The organism is Salinicoccus kekensis (assembly GCF_900220995.1).
Classification (GTDB): domain Bacteria; phylum Bacillota; class Bacilli; order Staphylococcales; family Salinicoccaceae; genus Lacicoccus; species Lacicoccus kekensis.
The window spans coordinates 1-18,241 of record NZ_OBQF01000006.1 but is presented as its reverse complement, the minus strand read 5'-3'; the positions used below and the strand labels follow the sequence as shown (position 1 = coordinate 18,241).

The window sequence follows — 18,241 nt, the reverse complement described above, 5'->3', positions numbered from 1 at the left end:
TGATATGGCATTTCAATTCATGGTTAATTTGTTGATAGCGATTATTTGGATGTTTTTAAATGACAGTTATACGATGGCCAACTTTGTTTTCGGATTCCTCATCGGCCTCCTGCTTTTGTTCGTGCTCAGAAGGTTCATGGAGTTCGACTTTTATTTCGTGAGGGTCATTGCATTCGCAAGGCTTGTATGGATATTTCTGATCGAGATGATCAAAGCCAACATCGATGTCGCAAAAGTCGTACTCCGTCCGAAGCTTAATAATAAGCCGGGCATCATCGCGGTGGACACTTCCCTGGAGACGGAGCTGGAAATTTCGACGCTCGCTGCATTGATCACTTTGACACCGGGAACCGTGTCGATGGATTTTTCCGCGGACGGCAAGACGATCTATGTCCATTCCATCGATGTGGATGACCGGGATGCAATGGTCGCACAAATCAAAGGGTCGTTTGAAAAAGCGATCAAGGAGGTGACGAAATAATGTTCGATATCATTTTATACGCGGCACTCATAGTGACTTCGGCATCACTGCTCATCGTACTCGCCCGGGCGGTCCTCGGACCGACGACAAGCGACAGGATCCTTGCACTGGATACACTTGGCATGATGCTGATCGGTATCATCGGCCTGGTCATGATGCTTCAGGAGACCATCGTTTATGACGATATCGCATTAGTCGTCGCCATCATCGGATTCGTCGGAACGATCGCCATGGCGAAATTCATTGAAAGAGGTGTGGTCATTGACGATAACTGAAATCATTACGAGCTTCTTCGTCATAGTCGGGACCTTCTTCATATTCGTCAGTGCCATCGGCCTCATCAGGCTGCGTGATGTCTACACAAGGACGCACGCGGGAGGCAAGAGTTCCACGCTTGGCGTGATGAGCATCATGTTCGGGGCCGTCATCTTCTTTCTGGTCACACAGGGCGATTTCAACTTCAAGCTGATCCTGACGATCATATTCGTCCTCATGACGGCACCTCTTGCGGCACTTGCCGTCAACCGTTCGGCTTACAGGACGAACGTGAAGCTCGATGAAGCCACTTCGATGGATGAGCTCGGCGATGCGATGGACATCGAACGGGAAAAGGAAAAACTGAAAAGAATTTCGGAAGAATGAAAAAAGACATTTGATGCCCCTGGCATCAAATGTCTTTTTTGTGTTACTCAGGAATTATTCCACTATGTCCCGGTCCGGATCATTTTCAGCATCCGGATCGGATTCATCCCGCTTCAGGTCATTCAGCACGGTCAGCTTATACGGCTTCACGTCTGCGTGGAAGGCGCTGCGGGACAGAAGGTGGCTCGACACCGGTGCCGTCAGCAGGATGAACAGTGCACCGAGCAGCAGGTTGGTCTCGATCAACCCGTCGATATACCAGAAATACAGGAATGCCCCCGTCATGATCATGATGACCCCGAGGGTCGTGCTCTTCGTCGTGGCATGCAGCCTTGAATACATATCCGGAAGCCGGATCATCCCGACCACGGCAAGCGCGGTCATGAGCGTGCCGCCGATCAGGAAGAACGCGATCAGACTATTCATCAGAATCTCTATCATCATCTATAATCACGTTCCTTTCCAGGTATTTGGCAAATGTTATAGTGGACAGGAATGCCAGTGTACCGATGAGCAGTATAATCGGTATGAAATATACCGAGCCGAGGGTGATCGCAGTGATGGCGATCATACCCATGAGCATGACCCCGAATGCGTCCAGTGCGACGATCTTGTCATGGAGTGTCGGGCCGACGATGATTCTGTATGACAGGCCGACGAGGGACAGTGCGAATATGATGCCGCTCGTCAGTATTACAATCTGCAGGAAAGTCGTCATGGTCTGCTCACCTCTTCAATCAATTTCTCAAAACGGTTCTTGATCAGTGAAATCTCCGCATCGACGTCCAGGGCATTGATGCCATGGATGTAGATTGTGGAATAGTCATCTGAAATCGCAACGATCACCGTGCCCGGCGTCAGTGAAATCAACGCCGAAAGGAGGGTGATTTCCCACTCCTCCTCAAGGTCGCACGGGTAGGCGAAGAAGCCGGGATGGATGTCGATCTTCGGACTGACGATGATTTTCGTCAGGTCATAGTTGGCTTTGATCAGTTCAATGGCGAAAACGAAAATGAGCTTCAGTGAATAGTAAACCCTGATCAGATAAAACCTGCCGGGCAGAAAATCCCTGATGATATATACCGGGAAAATCCCAATCAGATAGCCGAGGACCAGGGACCCGAGGGAGAGATCTGAAACGATCAGCACCCACAGGAATGCCAGTGTGATATTGAGTAAAATTTGTAATGCCAATTATTCCACCCCCAACAAATAACCGGAATAGGATGAAGGTTCATATAATGACTGAGCTGCGCTGTCGAAGAGCGGATAAAGGGCATCCGCCCCGAAACCGAAGGCGACCATGATGATCACCATCAGGAACGATGAAAATAAAAGCTTGTCATAGCTGATCGGTTTCAATTTGGTGAAGTCCATGCTCTCGCCCCAGAATACCGAGATGAATATCCTGAGGATCGAATACAGCACCACCAGGCTGGAAAGGAGCACGATGATGCCTGAAATGACATGGCCGTTATCGAACAGCGACGTCACGATGAACAACTTGCCGTAAAAACCCGGCAGGGGCGGAACCCCTGCGAGGCCGAAAGCCGAGATCAGGAGCATCCATCCGGTCACCGGATGGACCTTCATCAACCCGCCGAGCTTCGTGATGTCGCTCTCGCCGGTCCTGTAGATGATGAAACCGACAAGGAGGAAGAGTCCCGCCTTTATGATGATGTCATTGATCAGATAGTATGTGGCACCGATGGTCCCCGCCTCATCCATCATTGAAATGCCGGCGATGATGATTCCAATGGCAATCAGTATATTGTAGATGACGATCTTCTTCATATCGGAGTAGGCAATTGCACCGATCGAACCCATCACGATCGTAAGCACCGCGAGCAGCATCAGCATCTGATGCGTGAACCCGGTATTATCGATGAAGAACAATGAGTAGACCCGTGCTATGGCGTAAACACCGACTTTCGTGAGCAGTGCCCCGAAAAGTGCCATGATCGGCATGGGTGGTGCAAAATACGAGCCGGGCAGCCAGAAGTAGAACGGGAACAACCCGGCCTTTGTCGCGAATACGAACAGCATGACGACGGCGACCAGTGACATGATGGATGCATCACCGTCAAATGCCGCCAGTTTATTGTGGATGTCCGCCATGTTCAGTGAACCGACCGCCGAATACAGGTAGGCGACGGCAAGCACGAAGAAGTTCGAGGAGAGGATGTTGACAAGAAGATACTTGAACCCTTCCTGGAGCTGGACCTTCGTGCCGCCGGTCGTGATCAGTACATATGAAGCGAGCAGGAACACCTCGAAGAATACGAACATGTTGAATATATCGCCTGTCGTAAAGGCGCCGTTGATGCCGGAGATCATGAACATGATCATCGGGTAGTAAAAGAACCTCTCCCTCGCCGGGCCGATCGACTGGAAAGAATATACGACGACGGCAAAAGTGACGATCGAAGTCGCAAGGACGAGCAGCGCCGCAAGCATATCCACAACGAGGCTGATGCCGAAAGGCGCCTCCCAGTTGCCGACATGCGTGACGATGATGCCGTATTGTGCGACATAGTATACTATGACGATCGACACGATGACCATGAGGAGGGCGGTCAGCGATGCAATGACCCTGTGCAGATAAACGTTCGTCCGGCCGACCCCGAGCAGTATGATGCCCGAGATGACCGGGATCAGTATGGGCAGTATAGGTATGATATCAGTCATCTTCTCTAGGCACTCCTTTTAGTTGTTCGACATCGTCGGTACCAAGCTCCCTGTAGACACGTATCGCAACGACCAGCATATAGGCCGTCAGTGCGAAGGTGATGACGATGACAGTGAGCAGCATTGCCTGCGGCAGCGGGTCCGCATACTGCTGGACGGAATCATCCAGCACCGGGATGCCGCCCCGCTTGAGCCCGCCCATCGTCAGAAGCATGAGCAGTATGCCGTGGCTCAGGATGCCCGTGCCGAGGATGATGCGGAGTAGACTCTTCGACAGCATGAGGTACACAGAGGCACCGATCAGGATGCCTGCGAGTACGATGATTAAAATCTCCATTATTCTTTATCCGCCCCTTCCGACTCTGCCATGAACTGCTCTGAAGCGAGCAGGGTGATGATCAGCAATGTCGTGCCGGCAACGGTGATATATACACCGACATCGAATATCACAGCTGTATGGATCGGCACTTCCCCGAAGACGGGAAGCTGAAGGTACGTATACTGATGTGTGAAGAGTGGTGTGCCGAAAAACATCAAAAGTATCGGGATGATGAAGGATATCGCAAGCCCGAGTGTGATCGTCCGTTTGTCGTCGATCCGGAGCATCTTGCGCAATGTCTTCAAATCATAGGCCAGGAGGAGGAGGATGATTGCCCCCGCCGCGAGCAGTCCGCCGACGAAGCCGCCGCCGGGTGTATAGTGTCCCGAGAAGAATAAATTGATCGAGAAGGTGATGATGACAAGGAATACCACTTTTGCGGTATATTTCAGGAATACGTCATTCATCTGCTTATGAACTCTGTTGTAACCCAGCTTTTTAAGGGTGCTCTTCATATTTATTCTCTCCTTCCTTAGTGACTCGGAGTTTCAATAGTACAAAAACGCCGAGGCCTGCAATGCCGAATACGAGCGTTTCGAATAAAGTATCGAGGCCGCGGAAGTCAACGAGGATGACGTTGACCATGTTGCCGCCGGCTGCAAGGTCGTATACGTTGTCGATATAGAACTGGCTGATCGAATCGAACAGGCGGTTGGAATATGCCGCAAGTCCGATCACCGTCGCGACGACGCCCACCGCTGCAGAAATCATCAGGTTATTCAGTTTGAATCTCCTGTGCTCTTCATGCCGGCTGCGTTTCGGCAGATGGAAGAACGCCAGCAGGAAAAGTGCTGTAGTGATGGCTTCCACCGCGAGCTGCGTCAGTGCGAGGTCCACCGCCCTGAAAAACACGAATAAGAGGGACAGTGAAAATCCGATCGTACTGAACATGATGATGGATACCATCCTCGAACGGGTGATCAGCATCGCAGTCACCGCTGCAAGGATGATCAGTATGATCAGCATCTCGGGCAGGGCGATGGGTGCAGTGACGCCCCAGTCGAATGAAATATCCGTATTGATCAAGGTGATGAGTGAAAATATGACGAATGCACCGAATATATAAATCAGATAAGACCGTATATAGCCCGTCATATATCCGTCGGTGATCCTTTCTGCACCGAGGCGGCTGTAGATCAGGCCCTGGTCATATAAATAGTTGAGTGTGAAAGCATCGGCACCGAGCCTGTAGACCGGTTTCCAGAAATCCCTGAAGAGATACATCAGGGCACCGGCAGCTATGATGGCGATGGTCGCCCACAATGCCGGGCTGTCCCAGCCGTGCCAGTGGTAGATTTCGGTGTTCAGCGGTTCCGAAGTGTTCAGTATGCTCATCGCCGCCGGATCGATGATGGAGCCTGAGAGAAGGTTCGGGAACAGGCCGAAGACCACGACGAGCAGCGTCAGTATCATCGGTGAAATCAGCATGAGCGCAGGTGCTTCCTGAGGTTTTTTAGGTGTGGCAGGCATCTGTTTGCCCATGAAAATGCCCCGGATCAAAATGACCGAGTAGACGAATGTGAAGATGCTGCCCACAATGGCAAGCAGCGGGAACAGGACGCTCACATCGGCAAGCACGCTGAAATCCGCTTCACGGAGGGCGAACATCGCCTCCAGAAACAGCTCTTTGGACAGGAAGCCGTTGAACGGCGGTATCCCTGCCATGGACAGTGATGTGATGAGGGTCATGGTGAATGAGATCGGCATGATGGTCATCAGGCCGCCGAGCTTTTTCAGGCTCCTTGTGCCCGTTTCGTGGTCGACGATGCCGATGATCATGAACAGGGCACCTTTGAACGTCGCATGGTTGATCAGATGGAACACGGCTGCAACGACGGCGACGGTGAACAGCCCTTCAGCCGCACCGGTCTGCACGGCGAGTGCGCCGGCCCCGAGGAGCGACATGATGAGTCCGAGCTGGGAGACGGTTGAGAAAGCGAGTACGGCTTTCAGGTCATCCTGCTTGATTGCATTGAATGCAGCCCATACGAGTGTGATCAATCCGACACCGAGGATGCTCCATACCCACAATTCGGAGAATGCGAACAGCGGGGTGAATCTTGCGACCAGATACAGGCCGGCTTTGACCATCGTTGCCGAGTGAAGGTAGGCGCTGACCGGGGTCGGTGCCTCCATCGCATCCGGCAGCCAGATGTAGAACGGGAACTGTGCCGACTTCGTGAACGCCCCGAAAAGGATCAGGACGATCGCAAGCATTGAGAGCGGGTCTTCCTGGATGGCCGGCACCTGTTCGATCATTCCCCTGATACTGTATGTATCCGTGATCAGGCTGAGGATGATGAAGCCCCCGAGCATCAGGAAGCCGCCGAACATCGTGATCAGCATCGACTTCTGCGCACCGTAGATGGAACGCTCCCTCGTGAACCAGTAGGCGATGAGGAGGAAACTGGATATTGAAGTCAGCTCCCAGAATAAGTAAAGCATGAGTACATTGTCATTCAGGACAACACCGAGCATCGCGGTCATGAATATCAGCAGATAAACATAGAAGTTGCCCAGTTTTTCCTGCTTCGAGAGGTAGCCGACGGAATAAAGGACGACGAGTGTCCCTATGCCGGCGATGAGTATGGCGAAAAGTAAGCTCAAACCATCTATATAAACGTCGAAATTCATACCCACCCTCGGCATGAACTGCATCGTTTCATAAATCACCTGATTGTTGCTGACGGCCGGTATCAATGTGGCCAGGTAGACTGTGATGACGGCGGGAATGGGCAGGACAAACCAGCCGAGATGGACTTTTTTGTAAAATCTGTATAATATGCCGATGCCCACAGCAGCAATGACAGGCAGCAAAATGGCAAAGTGTATCAGCGTCACGTGTTCTCCTCCTTAGCGTTTTTTGCAATATAAAATTATTATACATTATTGATACATCTAAATAAATGTATACAGTTTGAAAAAAATGAACTTTTTGTAGTAGTATATACGGAGAGATTAACTTTTTATCTTTGAAAATTCACGAAATCCAAACGTGAATTTGAAATTTTTGAAATCCTAGGAGGCTATTTATGACTTACCCACAATTAACGGATTCATTGGGCGAGAACGAAGTACAGGCAGTAATCAAGACCAACCACGGTGATGTGACTGTCAAACTGCTCAAGGACATCGCTCCAAAAACAGTCGAGAACTTCACCACCCACGCAAAGAACGGTTACTATGACGGCCAGATATTCCACCGTGTGATCAAAGACTTCATGATCCAGGGCGGCGACCCGACAGGTACAGGCATGGGCGGCGAAAGCATATGGGGCGGAACTTTCGAAGACGAGTTTTCAACGGAAGCATTCAATCTCTACGGTGCATTGTCCATGGCGAATGCGGGACCGGGCACGAACGGCAGCCAGTTCTTCATCGTCCAGCTGAAGGAAGTGCCTTCCCAGATGCTGTCCCAGCTTGAAGGCGCAGGCTATCCCGAGGAAATCATCGAAGCATATAAGACACAGGGCGGCACGCCATGGCTCGATCAGAGGCATACGGTATTCGGCCACGTGATTGCGGGAATGGATATTGTGGAAAATATAGCCGAAGTGAAGACGGGCGCACAGGACCGTCCTGTAGATGAAGTGAAGATAGAAAGCATCGAAGTCACAGAATAACACACTACTCTGTGGTTTCACGGGAGCCGGCTCATTCCAGAGCCGGTTCTTTTATTTTTTAAAAAGACCGGCAGCGGGTCCGTAAGTCCAAAAAGCCGGAATTCAAAATCAAGTTCTCACAAATTGGTCACTAATCGGGTGTTTAATATAAAAAGGGATTTGTTATAATGGCTTGGAAAAGGTGAGTGATGTAATATGATGGATTTCCTATATTTCCCGGATGATCCGATGGAATATATCCCTGCAGCATTTGCTATGCTGGTATGTTTCCTGGTTGCGTACGCCGCATACAGGATCATCAAATCCTACTCTAAAAATCAGGAAGAGAAGATGAAGAACTTCGAAGAAGAAGTGATGAGGAAGCTCGAGCAGAAGGAAGCAGATGAATCCGGAAGGTGACATCGGAGTATACACGCCGGTTCAATGCCGGACCCTTTAAAAAGGGTGAGGATATGGACTGCTGGTTGAAAAAGCTCACCATATTATAAAATCATGCGAAAATTGAAAGAGGCGCCCTGCCTTGCAGGGCGCCTCTTTCATATTCATGGCGGCTTCAGGCGCCCCCCGGCAGGTACAAATTTTCTTACCATTAGATTATATATCCATGATATGGTAAAATGTCAATTGGATAGAGCTTATGTTAGCGGGGTAATGGATGTGACAAAAAAATACCGCAAAAACCAGTTTGTAAAAGTTAAAGTTACTGGTATCCAACCTTACGGTGCTTTTGTCAGAACCCCTGATAATCAAGAAGGACTCATTCACATCTCCGAAGTGATGAATGATTACGTTCACAATGTCAGCCAGTATTTATCAAAAGGACAGATCGTCAAAGCCAAAGTGCTCAGTGTCGGTCCCGACGGAAAGTTGAATCTGACATTGAAGGAGAACGAATATTTCAAGAACGAAGAAAAGAAGAAAGACAAACGTTCGATAATAGAACAGATCAAAGACTCAGAGGAATACGGGTTCGAGTCCCTTCGACAAAAGATGCCGCAGTGGATACAGGAAGCTAAAATGCGGATGCAGGATAAGTGAAAATTATCTTAAAGGAAAAATCTACAGTTCATTCTGTAGATTTTTTTATTTTGCTGAAAAAAGGGCCTGAACACTTGACTGAATATTAAAACTTGAAAAAACCTTCTGGAATTGTCATTATAGAGGATGGGAGTTTACTGCCGGTCAAGAACATATCGCCAGGATCTTGCGCACAGAGGTTTTCGACGGGACCGCCCACGGTGGTCCACGATTGATCAGTTACAGTAATACATAAAGCGAATATGAAGGGATGAGGCAAATGACAAAATCAAATGAGATCATTGAAATCACAAACAAGTATGGTGCACCGAACTACAACCCGCTGCCGATCGTCGTATCGGAAGCTGAAGGCATATGGGTGAGGGACCCTGAAGGCAATGAATATATGGATATGCTCAGTGCATATTCTGCGGTCAACCAGGGGCACAGGCACCCGAAGATCATCCAGGCGCTCAAAGATCAGGCGGACAGGGTGACCCTGACATCGAGGGCATTCCATTCGGATAAACTCGGCCCGTGGTATGAAAAAGTCTGCAGACTTGCAAACAAGGAGATGGCACTGCCGATGAACACAGGTGCAGAAGCCGTAGAAACCGCAGTCAAGGCTGCACGCCGCTGGGCTTATGACGTCAAGGGCGTCGAAGACAACAAGGCAGAAATCATTGCGATGAACCAGAATTTCCACGGACGCACGCTCATACCGGTGTCCATGTCATCAGAGGCGGAGTACAGACGCGGCTACGGTCCGCTCGTCGAAGGATTCAAGCTTGTGGATTTCGGCGACATCGACCAGATCAAAGAAGCAGTCAATGAGAATACGGCAGCCATCATCCTCGAGCCGATCCAGGGCGAAGCGGGCATCAACATACCGCCTGAAGGTTTCCTGAAGCAGGTCAGGGAAATATGTGATGAGCATAATATATTGTTCATCGCCGATGAAATCCAGTCCGGCCTCGGCCGTTCAGGCAAACTCTTTGCATGTGACTGGGACGATGTCGTCCCTGATATGTACATCCTCGGCAAGGCGCTCGGCGGCGGGGTGTTCCCGATCTCCTGTGTACTTGCGGACAGTGAGGTGCTGAGTGTGTTCAATGCGGGCTCGCATGGTTCCACATTCGGCGGGAACCCGCTTGCATGTGCAGTATCGGAAGCGGCGCTGGATGTGCTGATCGATGAGAACCTGATTGAAAAATCGCATGAACTCGGTGAATACTTCAAGGCTGAACTGTTGAAGATCGATGATGACAGGATAAAGGATGTCCGCGGCCGCGGGCTCTTCATCGGACTTGAGCTGACCGAACCGGCACGCGAGTACTGTGAAGCACTGAAGGAAGAGGGCATACTGTGCAAAGAGACGCACGAGACGGTCATCCGCTTTGCACCGCCGCTCATCATCGAGCAGAAAGATCTGGATACAGCGATTGAAAAAGTTAAAGCTGTATTGGCCAAATAGCCTTTTCAAAAGCGCCCAGTATGATACAATAGAGGGTATAATAACAGTGAAAACAGTTTCATAAAAGAGGCGGATATTAATGTCAGAGAATACGAATTTAGTTACTTCCACACAGGCCATCATCGCTGAAGCACTGGAAAAGCTCGGCTTCGATGAGGGCATGTATGATTTGATCAAGGAGCCTTTGAGGGTTCTCAGGGTACGCATACCGGTGCGCATGGACGACGGCTCGGTCAAAGTGTTCACGGGCTTCCGTGCCCAGCATAATGATGCGGTCGGACCGACCAAAGGCGGCGTCAGGTTCCATCCGAATGTCACCGAAGAGGAAGTCGTCGCACTGTCGATGTGGATGACTCTGAAGGCGGGCATCGTGGACCTGCCTTACGGCGGCGGCAAGGGCGGAATTATCTGTGATCCGCGTGAGATGAGCATCGAAGAGGTTGAACGCCTGTCACGCGGCTATGTGCGTGCCATCTCCCAGTTCGTCGGACCGGCCAAGGACATTCCGGCGCCGGATGTATTCACGAACTCCCAGATCATGGCATGGATGATGGATGAGTACAGCATGCTTGATGCGTTCAACTCCCCGGGCTTCATCACCGGTAAACCGATCGTGCTCGGCGGCTCACAGGGCCGGGACCGCGCAACGGCGATGGGTGTCGTGCTGTGTCTCGGATACGCGCTTGAAAAGCGTGGCAAGACTTTTGAAGATGTGAGGATAGTGATCCAGGGATTCGGCAACGCGGGCAGCTTCCTGTCGAAGATCCTCTACGATTACGGTGCGAAGATCGTCGGCATCTCCGATGCCAACGGTGCACTCCATGACCCGGACGGCCTGGATATCGATTACCTGCTGGACCGCCGTGACAGCTTCGGCATGGTGACGAACCTGTTCGATGATATCATCACGAACGAAGAACTGCTCGAACTCGATTGCGATGTGCTCATTCCGGCGGCGATCGAAAACCAGATCACCGAAGACAACGCCAACAACATCAAGGCGGACATCATATGTGAGGCGGCAAACGGCCCGACGACGAAAGGTGCGACCGCCATACTGCACGAAGCGGGCAAACTGCTTGTGCCGGATGTGCTCGCATCAGCGGGCGGCGTGACCGTATCCTACTTCGAGTGGGTCCAGAACAACCAGGGATATTACTGGGACGAGGAAGAAGTCAACGAAAAGCTCGAAATCAAACTTAAAAAAGCGTTCAATGAAATTTATGATCTGCATGATAAGCGCCACATCGATATGCGCCTTGCTGCATATATCGTCGGTCTTAAGCGTACGGCAGAAGCTGCAAGGTACAGAGGCTGGGCGTAAACTCAGGAAAAGCCGGGGAGATGCACTTCCCGGCTTTTTATCATGAGAGTTTTTAGAAAATACAATAAATATATTGAAATAAACTGGATGGTATAGTAATATTATAGTCTAATATGTATGTTTATTCACAAAAAAGCAGGGGGATTTCTCTAATGGCTGAAACTTCTAATCTTATACAATCAACACAAAAAGTGTTACATAAAGCATTGGACATGCTCGGATACGATGAGGGCATGTATGATCTCATCAAGGAACCGTCAAGGGTGCTGACAGTGCGTATACCGGTGCGGATGGATGACGGTTCGGTCCAGGTCTTCACGGGCTACCGCGCCCAGCACAGCGATGCAGCGGGTCCGACGAAGGGCGGGATCAGATTCCACCCGGATGTCGACCGTGACGAAGTGATTGCACTTTCCATGTGGATGACCCTGAAGGCGGGCATCGTCAATCTGCCGTACGGCGGCGGTAAGGGCGGCGTGATCTGTAACCCGAAGGAACTGAGCCAGAGGGAGATCGAGGGCATCGCACGCGGTTACATCAGGGCGATTTCACAGTTCGTCGGACCGCTTAAGGACATTCCGGCACCGGATGTGTACACGAACGCACAGGTGATGTCATGGATGCTCGATGAGTACAGCATGAAGCACAATGACAATCCTCTCGAATTCATTACGGGGAAACCTCTTGCGCTCGGCGGATCAAAAGGCAGGAATACTGCAACCGCGATGGGTGCCGTCATCTGCGTGAAAAAAGCGCTTGAAAAAAGGAACATCAAAATGGAAGATGCGCGTGTCGTGGTCCAGGGCTTCGGCAACGCGGGCAGCTTCATCTCGAAGATCCTCTTTGATGCAGGTGCGAAAATCGTCGGCGTCTCAAGATCGACCCGTGCACTTTATCATAAGGACGGCATCGATATCGACTACATCATCGAGAACAAGGATAAAGGCATCGATGCCGAAGCGCTCGGTGTGGAGGTCCTCACAAACGAGGAACTGCTCGAGAGCGAGTGTGATATTCTGATTCCGGCGGCAATTGCGAACCAGATCACTGTGGGAAATGCCCATGACATCAAGGCTGACATCATCGTCGAGGCGGCAAACGGCCCGACGACGGAAGAGGCCACGGAAATCCTGACCGAGCGCGGCAAACTGCTTGTACCGGATGTACTCGCATCAGCCGGCGGCGTCACCGTATCTTATTTCGAATGGGTGCAGAACAAGACCGGCTACTACTGGGAAGAAGATGAGATCCAGGAACTGCTTGAGGAAAAGATGAGCAAGTCCTTCGACGAAATCTATGACTTCCATGATGCAAGACAGGTCGACATGCGCCTTGCAGCTTATGTGGTGGGTATCAGGAAGACGGCGGAAGCCATCAGATACCGCAACTGGGCATAAAAATAAATTTTATACTTGCAATTATCAGATATTTGTTTTAAGATGGTTTGCAACAGTAAAAATAATTGATTTTTGGAAGAAGAGTAGCAGGTTTTCCTGTTTCAGAGAGCCGGTGGTCGGTGTGAACCGGTGCAGTGAATTTGTGAATGGGCTTCCAACATGAACCGGTTTACACCGGCGTCTGACCAGCGTTATCAGGGATTTCGGCATAATTCGTTATGCTGCATATAAAGTGGACTGCATCACGCAGTCAATTAAGGTGGCACCACGGCTCCCCGTCCTTTTTCGTACAGGATTCGGGGAGCCTTTTTTTATAATTTAATAACAGATATTGATCAGAGTAAGTATACCAGTATGGTCTGCGACAGAGAGATGCCCGGTGGTGAGAGGGTGTCCGGCGTATTGGTGGAATGGGCCTGATGGACGATATCGCGTTTTGTCGACGTTACAGACATCAAGAGAAGCACAATGCTTAACAGAGGTGGCACCGCGGTAACCCGTCCTCCATTGGTCATATGACCGGTGGGGGATTTTTTTATTCAAAATAACAAATGGAGGTTTTTATAATGACACAATCAGCTGTACACATCACTAATGAGACGATTTCGGTTTACCAATATATTTTAAAGTTATCACGCAAGGAAGATCTGACGTTCGATGAGATGTATGACGCTTTTGATGCAGTGCTTGAAGGCCGGGCTTCGGACAGCGAGATTGCGTCCCTCCTGATGGGATTGAAGGAGAAGGGTGAAACGGTCGGGGAGATCACTGCCCTCGTCACGGTGTTGAAAGACCACGCATTGAAGCTGCCGCACCATGTGCCGGGCGTCATCGACAACTGCGGCACCGGCGGTGACGGTTCGAACAGCTTCAATATTTCCACGACTTCCGCATTCGTCATCGCAGGCGCAGGTGTCAAGATCGCAAAGCATGGCAACAAAAGCATCACCAGCCTGACCGGCAGTTCGGATGTGTTGTCCGCACTCGGTCTGAAGCTCGATTATTTCCCGGGAAAAGTGGCGGGACAGCTTGATGCGGCGGGCATCGCATTTTTATTCGCCCCGTTCGTGCATCCGAAGATCAAGCAGATCATGAAGGTGAGGAATGATCTGAAGGTGCCGACGGTCTTCAATATGATCGGGCCGCTGATCAACCCGGTGGATCTGGATTATCAGTACCTCGGCATCTATAAGCGTGACCAGGTGGAGACGATGGCGCATGTGCTGAAATCACTCGGCAGGAAGCGCGCGGTCGTCGTCAACGGCGCACATTCGATGGATGAGGCGAACCTCGCAGGGGAGAACAGGATTGCGATATTGAAAGACGGCGAAGTGAGGACGCATATACTGAAGCCATCAGATGTCGGCCTGCCCGGGTATGATATGGAAGAGCTGCGGGGCGGCGACGGCCATGTGAACAAACAGATACTGCTCGATGTCCTTGAAGGTAAAGCGACGGCTGCACAGAGGGATACGGTGCTGTTGAATGCAGGCATCGCCATCTTCACCGCTGAAAAAGCGGAATCCATCAAGTCGGGCATCGAAAAGGCGAAAGAGAGCATCGAATCGGGCAGTGCGAATGAAAAACTTCAGGAATTGATCAAATATACAAATGAGGGTGTCAAATGACTATACTGGATAAGATTGTGGCAGCGAAAAGAGAGAGATTGAAAGATTATCCGGAAACTGTGGAGCATATTCCGGGAAGGCAGCCAATACCTTTCAAGGCAAGGGTTGAAGCCGAGGGTGAACTCGGCATCATCAGCGAGATAAAAAGGGCATCGCCGTCAAAGGGTGACATCAATACGGACCTGACGCCGGTGGACCAGGCGGGGCTGTATGTCGAGGGCGGTACGAACGCGATCAGCGTGCTGACCGAAAGCGACTTCTTCAAAGGATCGATGAATGATCTTGCCGATGTACGGCAGGTGGTCGATGTGCCGATACTGAACAAGGACTTCATCATCGATGAACGGCAGATAGTGGATGCATACAACCACGGTGCGGACATCATCCTGCTTATCGTGACGATACTTGATGATGAGACGCTCGCACGTTTTCACAGGACGGCGCGCGACCTCGGGATGGAAGTGATTGTGGAAGTGCATGATGAAGAAGAGATGAAGCGGGCGCTGAAGCTTGATCCTGAAATCATCGGCATCAACAACCGGGATCTTAAGACGTTCCTCGTGGATCTCGACAACACGGTGAACTTGATCGACAAGTATTATGATGAAGATATTTTATTCATCGCCGAAAGCGGCATGGAGACCCGCGCGGATGCACAGAAGATGGCCGACGGGAAAGCCCGGTGCCTCCTGGTCGGCGAGACGCTGATGCGCGCGAAGCATCCGGTGGAGATCATCAGGGAATTGAAGGTGGAAATATGACGAAGGTGAAGATTTGCGGGATGCAGACGCTTGAGGATGCACAGTACGCCGTCGATGCGGGGGCGGACTTCATCGGATTCGTCTTCGCACCGAGCAAAAGGCAGGTCACGATCGATGAGGCGGGAAGGATACTGGATGGGCTCGATAAAAAGGGCGTAAAGACCGTCGGGGTGTTCGTCAATCCGTCCATGGAGGAGGCACGCAGGGCGCTGGAAAAGGGACTCGACTACATACAGTTCCACGGGGATGAGACCCCGGGCTTCGTTGAAAATTTCAAGGGACAAGCCATCAAGGCATTTCCGAGCAATTCTGAATTCACGAACAAAGAGAAATTTGACTATCCGGCGGAGTACATACTCGTCGACAGTCCGAGGAAGGAATACTACGGCGGTTCGGGTTCCAGTTTCGACTGGGAGGCGTTCGACCAGGAGGGTCTGGACAGGGCGCGCTTTGCGCTCGCGGGCGGACTGAAACCTGAAAACATCGGGGAGGCGATCTCGGTGTTCGAACCGGCGCTCGTGGATGTTTCAAGCGGTGTGGAATCGGACGGTATGAAAGACCCGGAAAAGGTCAGTCGTTTCATAAAAAATGTTAAAGAGGTGTCATAGATGGTATTATCATATGAATTTCCGGACAGCAAGGGCAAGTATGGCGAGTTCGGCGGCAGGTACGTGCCTGAAACGCTGATCGGTGCATTGAATGAGCTGGAGGCGGAGTACAATAAAGCCCTCCAGGATGAAGAGTTCCTGAATGAACTCGATGAATATTTGACGGAGTTCGTCGGGCGGGAGACACCGCTTTATTATGCAAAAAATTTAAGCGGACATATCGGCGGTGCAAAGATCTATTTGAAGCGGGAAGATCTGAACCACACCGGTGCGCATAAGATCAACAACACGGTCGGCCAGGGGCTGCTCGCCAAACGCATGGGCAAGAAAAAGATCATCGCAGAAACCGGCGCCGGGCAGCACGGAGTCGCAACGGCCACAATCTGCGCGAACCTCGGCCTTGAATGCACAATTTTCATGGGCAAGGAGGATGTCAGGCGCCAGGAGCTGAACGTCTTCAGGATGGAACTGCTCGGTGCCGAAGTCGTGAGCGTCGATGCAGGACGCGGCACATTGAAGGATGCGGTCAATGCCACGCTCCGCCACTGGGTTGCGAATGTGGATGATACGCACTATATCCTCGGTTCCGTCCTCGGTCCGCACCCGTTCCCGCAGATCGTGCGTGACTTCCAGAGCGTGATCGGCAGCGAGACGAGGGAACAGGTCATGGAGAAGGAAGGCCGGCTGCCGGACAGCATCGTTGCATGCATCGGCGGCGGCAGCAACGCGATGGGCATGTTCTATCCGTTCATCGAGGACGAGGGCGTCGAATTGATCGGTGTCGAATCCGCAGGCAAGGGGCTCGACACCAATGAATATGCAGCATCCATCTCGAAAGGGCGCGTGGGTGTACTGCACGGTGCGAAGATGCATCTGCTGCAGGATGAAGCCGGGCAGATCGAAGAGGCGTACTCCGTATCCGCCGGGCTGGATTACCCGGGCATCGGACCGGAACACAGCCACCTCCATACGACCGGCCGGGTGAACTACGTCTCCCGGAACGATATGGAAGCACTCGCAGCCTTTGAGCTGCTGAGCCGTAAAGAGGGCATCATACCGGCGCTCGAGAGCGCCCATGCTGTGGCGGAAGCCATCGAAGTTGCCAAAGGTAAAAATTCCGATGAGGTCGTCGTCATCTGCCTGTCGGGCCGCGGCGACAAGGATGTCAGCGAAGTCAAACGTCTGTTAAGGGGTGGAGAGAATGAGTAAAACACAAATTGAGCAAGTTTTCGAGAAGTTGAAGGAAACCGGAGACAAGGCGTTTATTTCATATATTATGGCAGGCGACGGCGGGCTGGATAATCTGAAGCATCAGATAAAGACACTTGAAGAAGCCGGGGTGGACATCATCGAACTCGGTATACCGTTCTCAGATCCGGTCGCTGACGGTCCGGTGATCCAGCAGGCGGGCATCCGTGCACTGGACGCAGGCGTTTCGCTCCAGAAGATACTGGATGAGCTGAAAAAGATCAAAGATGACATCAACGTGCCGATCGTGCTGATGACCTACATCAACCCGATTCTGAACCTCGGCTACCAGGCATTCGCAGAAGACGCCCGCGAGTCCGGAATCTCAGGCGTTATACTTCCGGATGTTCCGTTCGAGGAGGAGGACGAGGTCAGCACGCACCTGCATGACAATGATATCGCACTCGTCAGGCTCGTCACGCTGACCAGTGATGAGGAGCGGATCCGTGAACTAGCCGAAGGGGCCGAAGGCTTTCTTTATGCGGTGACAGTCAAAGGAACGACCGGCGGCCGCACATCTTTCGGCGAGGATACTTACGAGCTGCTTGAGAAAATCAAAGGCATCGCCGATGTGCCCGTGTGCGCAGGGTTCGGCGTCTCCAACCGGGAGATGGCCGAAGCACTCGGCCGTCACTGTGACGGCGTCATCGTCGGCAGCAAGATCGTCGACATGCTGCACCAGGGTGAGGAAGACGGCATCAAGAACCTCATCCCTGAAAAGAGTAACGCAGTAAAATAAACATCATGACGGCCGGCAGGGGTGTACCTCTGCCGGTCGTTTTGTGTCACGGGAAGGCGTTTTGTGATATAATTTCCTGCCTCACTATCGACTTATGTCACGGGAAGACGTTTTGTGACATAACTTGGCTCCTCACAGATTATGTCCATATAATTGTGTAATAAAGAAAAATGAGCCAAGTCATTTCTCTGTAGTACAATGTAGTTACCACAACACACATTGATTGGAGAGA

At 51.3% G+C, this 18,241-nt stretch carries 21 protein-coding genes and 1 other annotated feature; of the genes, 14 read left to right on the top strand and 7 right to left on the bottom strand.

Translation table 11 applies throughout. The annotated features are described in order from the left end of the window. Window positions 1–4 precede the first annotated feature (4 nt). From CRN96_RS10895 to mnhG (CRN96_RS10885), 3 genes are read left to right on the top strand one after another with little or no spacing between them, the layout of a single operon-like run. A complete protein-coding gene (locus CRN96_RS10895) occupies window positions 5–481 on the top strand; it encodes a Na+/H+ antiporter subunit E (protein ID WP_097042081.1) in 477 nt (158 codons plus the stop codon). After that, window positions 481–756 carry a Na(+)/H(+) antiporter subunit F1 gene (locus CRN96_RS10890; RefSeq protein WP_097042079.1) on the top strand — a complete coding sequence of 92 codons (276 nt, stop codon included), beginning with the start codon at window positions 481–483 and terminating at the stop codon, window positions 754–756. The genes CRN96_RS10895 and CRN96_RS10890 overlap by 1 nt, the downstream gene beginning before the upstream one ends. Continuing rightward, a complete protein-coding gene (mnhG, locus tag CRN96_RS10885; protein WP_097042076.1) occupies window positions 743–1,123 on the top strand; it encodes a monovalent cation/H(+) antiporter subunit G in 381 nt (126 codons plus the stop codon). The genes CRN96_RS10890 and mnhG (CRN96_RS10885) overlap by 14 nt, the downstream gene beginning before the upstream one ends. Before the next feature lie 54 nt (window positions 1,124–1,177). Here mnhG (CRN96_RS10885) and mnhG (CRN96_RS10880) read toward each other — a convergent pair whose 3' ends face one another. From mnhG (CRN96_RS10880) to CRN96_RS10850, 7 genes are read right to left on the bottom strand one after another with little or no spacing between them, the layout of a single operon-like run. Then, the gene (mnhG, locus tag CRN96_RS10880; protein ID WP_245844657.1) at window positions 1,178–1,549 is read right to left on the bottom strand and encodes a monovalent cation/H(+) antiporter subunit G; all 372 of its coding nucleotides are present in this window, start codon (window positions 1,547–1,549) and stop codon (window positions 1,178–1,180) included. After that, window positions 1,542–1,841, bottom strand: a complete 300-nt coding sequence (locus CRN96_RS10875) for a Na(+)/H(+) antiporter subunit F1 (RefSeq protein ID WP_097042074.1) — start codon at window positions 1,839–1,841, stop codon at window positions 1,542–1,544. The genes mnhG (CRN96_RS10880) and CRN96_RS10875 overlap by 8 nt, the downstream gene beginning before the upstream one ends. Beyond that, a complete protein-coding gene (locus CRN96_RS10870; RefSeq protein ID WP_097042072.1) occupies window positions 1,838–2,317 on the bottom strand; it encodes a Na+/H+ antiporter subunit E in 480 nt (159 codons plus the stop codon). Before CRN96_RS10870 ends, CRN96_RS10875 begins: the two co-directional genes overlap by 4 nt. Next, window positions 2,318–3,811 carry a Na+/H+ antiporter subunit D gene (locus tag CRN96_RS10865; RefSeq protein ID WP_097042070.1) on the bottom strand — a complete coding sequence of 498 codons (1,494 nt, stop codon included), beginning with the start codon at window positions 3,809–3,811 and terminating at the stop codon, window positions 2,318–2,320. It abuts the gene before it with no gap. Further along, window positions 3,804–4,148: a Na(+)/H(+) antiporter subunit C gene (locus CRN96_RS10860; RefSeq protein WP_097042068.1), complete on the bottom strand. Its 345-nt coding sequence runs from the start codon at window positions 4,146–4,148 to the stop codon at window positions 3,804–3,806. The genes CRN96_RS10865 and CRN96_RS10860 overlap by 8 nt, the downstream gene beginning before the upstream one ends. Next, on the bottom strand, window positions 4,148–4,645 hold the full coding sequence (locus CRN96_RS10855) for a Na(+)/H(+) antiporter subunit B (protein WP_097042066.1): 498 nt from the start codon (window positions 4,643–4,645) through the stop codon (window positions 4,148–4,150). The genes CRN96_RS10860 and CRN96_RS10855 overlap by 1 nt, the downstream gene beginning before the upstream one ends. Then, window positions 4,629–7,031 carry a Na+/H+ antiporter subunit A gene (locus CRN96_RS10850; RefSeq protein WP_097042064.1) on the bottom strand — a complete coding sequence of 801 codons (2,403 nt, stop codon included), beginning with the start codon at window positions 7,029–7,031 and terminating at the stop codon, window positions 4,629–4,631. Before CRN96_RS10850 ends, CRN96_RS10855 begins: the two co-directional genes overlap by 17 nt. Window positions 7,032–7,222: 191 nt before the next feature. Between CRN96_RS10850 and CRN96_RS10845 the strand changes: the two genes are divergently transcribed. The 11 genes from CRN96_RS10845 (at window position 7,223) to trpA (ending at window position 18,009) form a co-directional block, all read left to right on the top strand. Continuing rightward, on the top strand, window positions 7,223–7,813 hold the full coding sequence (locus CRN96_RS10845) for a peptidylprolyl isomerase (RefSeq protein ID WP_097042062.1): 591 nt from the start codon (window positions 7,223–7,225) through the stop codon (window positions 7,811–7,813). Between the two features lie 195 nt (window positions 7,814–8,008). Continuing rightward, entirely contained in the window at window positions 8,009–8,212 is a 204-nt protein-coding gene (locus tag CRN96_RS10840) for a hypothetical protein (RefSeq protein WP_097042060.1), read from the top strand. 258 nt (window positions 8,213–8,470) lie between these two features. Then, entirely contained in the window at window positions 8,471–8,851 is a 381-nt protein-coding gene (gene ygs, locus CRN96_RS10835) for a S1 domain-containing post-transcriptional regulator Ygs (protein WP_097042494.1), read from the top strand. A 259-nt stretch (window positions 8,852–9,110) separates the two neighbouring features. Then, window positions 9,111–10,304 (top strand): ornithine--oxo-acid transaminase, encoded by a 1,194-nt coding sequence (locus CRN96_RS10830; protein ID WP_097042058.1) that lies wholly within the window; start codon window positions 9,111–9,113, stop codon window positions 10,302–10,304. Between the two features lie 79 nt (window positions 10,305–10,383). Continuing rightward, window positions 10,384–11,628, top strand: a complete 1,245-nt coding sequence (locus tag CRN96_RS10825) for a Glu/Leu/Phe/Val family dehydrogenase (RefSeq protein WP_097042056.1) — start codon at window positions 10,384–10,386, stop codon at window positions 11,626–11,628. 152 nt (window positions 11,629–11,780) lie between these two features. After that, window positions 11,781–13,025, top strand: a complete 1,245-nt coding sequence (locus tag CRN96_RS10820; protein ID WP_097042054.1) for a Glu/Leu/Phe/Val family dehydrogenase — start codon at window positions 11,781–11,783, stop codon at window positions 13,023–13,025. Between the two features lie 60 nt (window positions 13,026–13,085). Beyond that, window positions 13,086–13,311: a binding site (T-box leader), on the top strand. A 280-nt stretch (window positions 13,312–13,591) separates the two neighbouring features. Then, window positions 13,592–14,653, top strand: coding sequence for an anthranilate phosphoribosyltransferase (gene trpD, locus CRN96_RS10815; protein ID WP_097042051.1), 1,062 nt, complete (start codon window positions 13,592–13,594; stop codon window positions 14,651–14,653). After that, window positions 14,650–15,414, top strand: a complete 765-nt coding sequence (gene trpC / locus CRN96_RS10810) for an indole-3-glycerol phosphate synthase TrpC (RefSeq protein WP_097042049.1) — start codon at window positions 14,650–14,652, stop codon at window positions 15,412–15,414. Before trpD ends, trpC begins: the two co-directional genes overlap by 4 nt. After that, a complete protein-coding gene (locus CRN96_RS10805) occupies window positions 15,411–16,022 on the top strand; it encodes a phosphoribosylanthranilate isomerase (RefSeq protein ID WP_097042047.1) in 612 nt (203 codons plus the stop codon). Before trpC ends, CRN96_RS10805 begins: the two co-directional genes overlap by 4 nt. Next, complete coding sequence (gene trpB, locus CRN96_RS10800) at window positions 16,023–17,231, top strand: tryptophan synthase subunit beta (RefSeq protein WP_097042045.1); 1,209 nt, start codon at window positions 16,023–16,025, stop codon at window positions 17,229–17,231. Beyond that, window positions 17,224–18,009: a tryptophan synthase subunit alpha gene (trpA, locus tag CRN96_RS10795; protein WP_097042042.1), complete on the top strand. Its 786-nt coding sequence runs from the start codon at window positions 17,224–17,226 to the stop codon at window positions 18,007–18,009. Before trpB ends, trpA begins: the two co-directional genes overlap by 8 nt. Window positions 18,010–18,241: the final 232 nt, after the last annotated feature.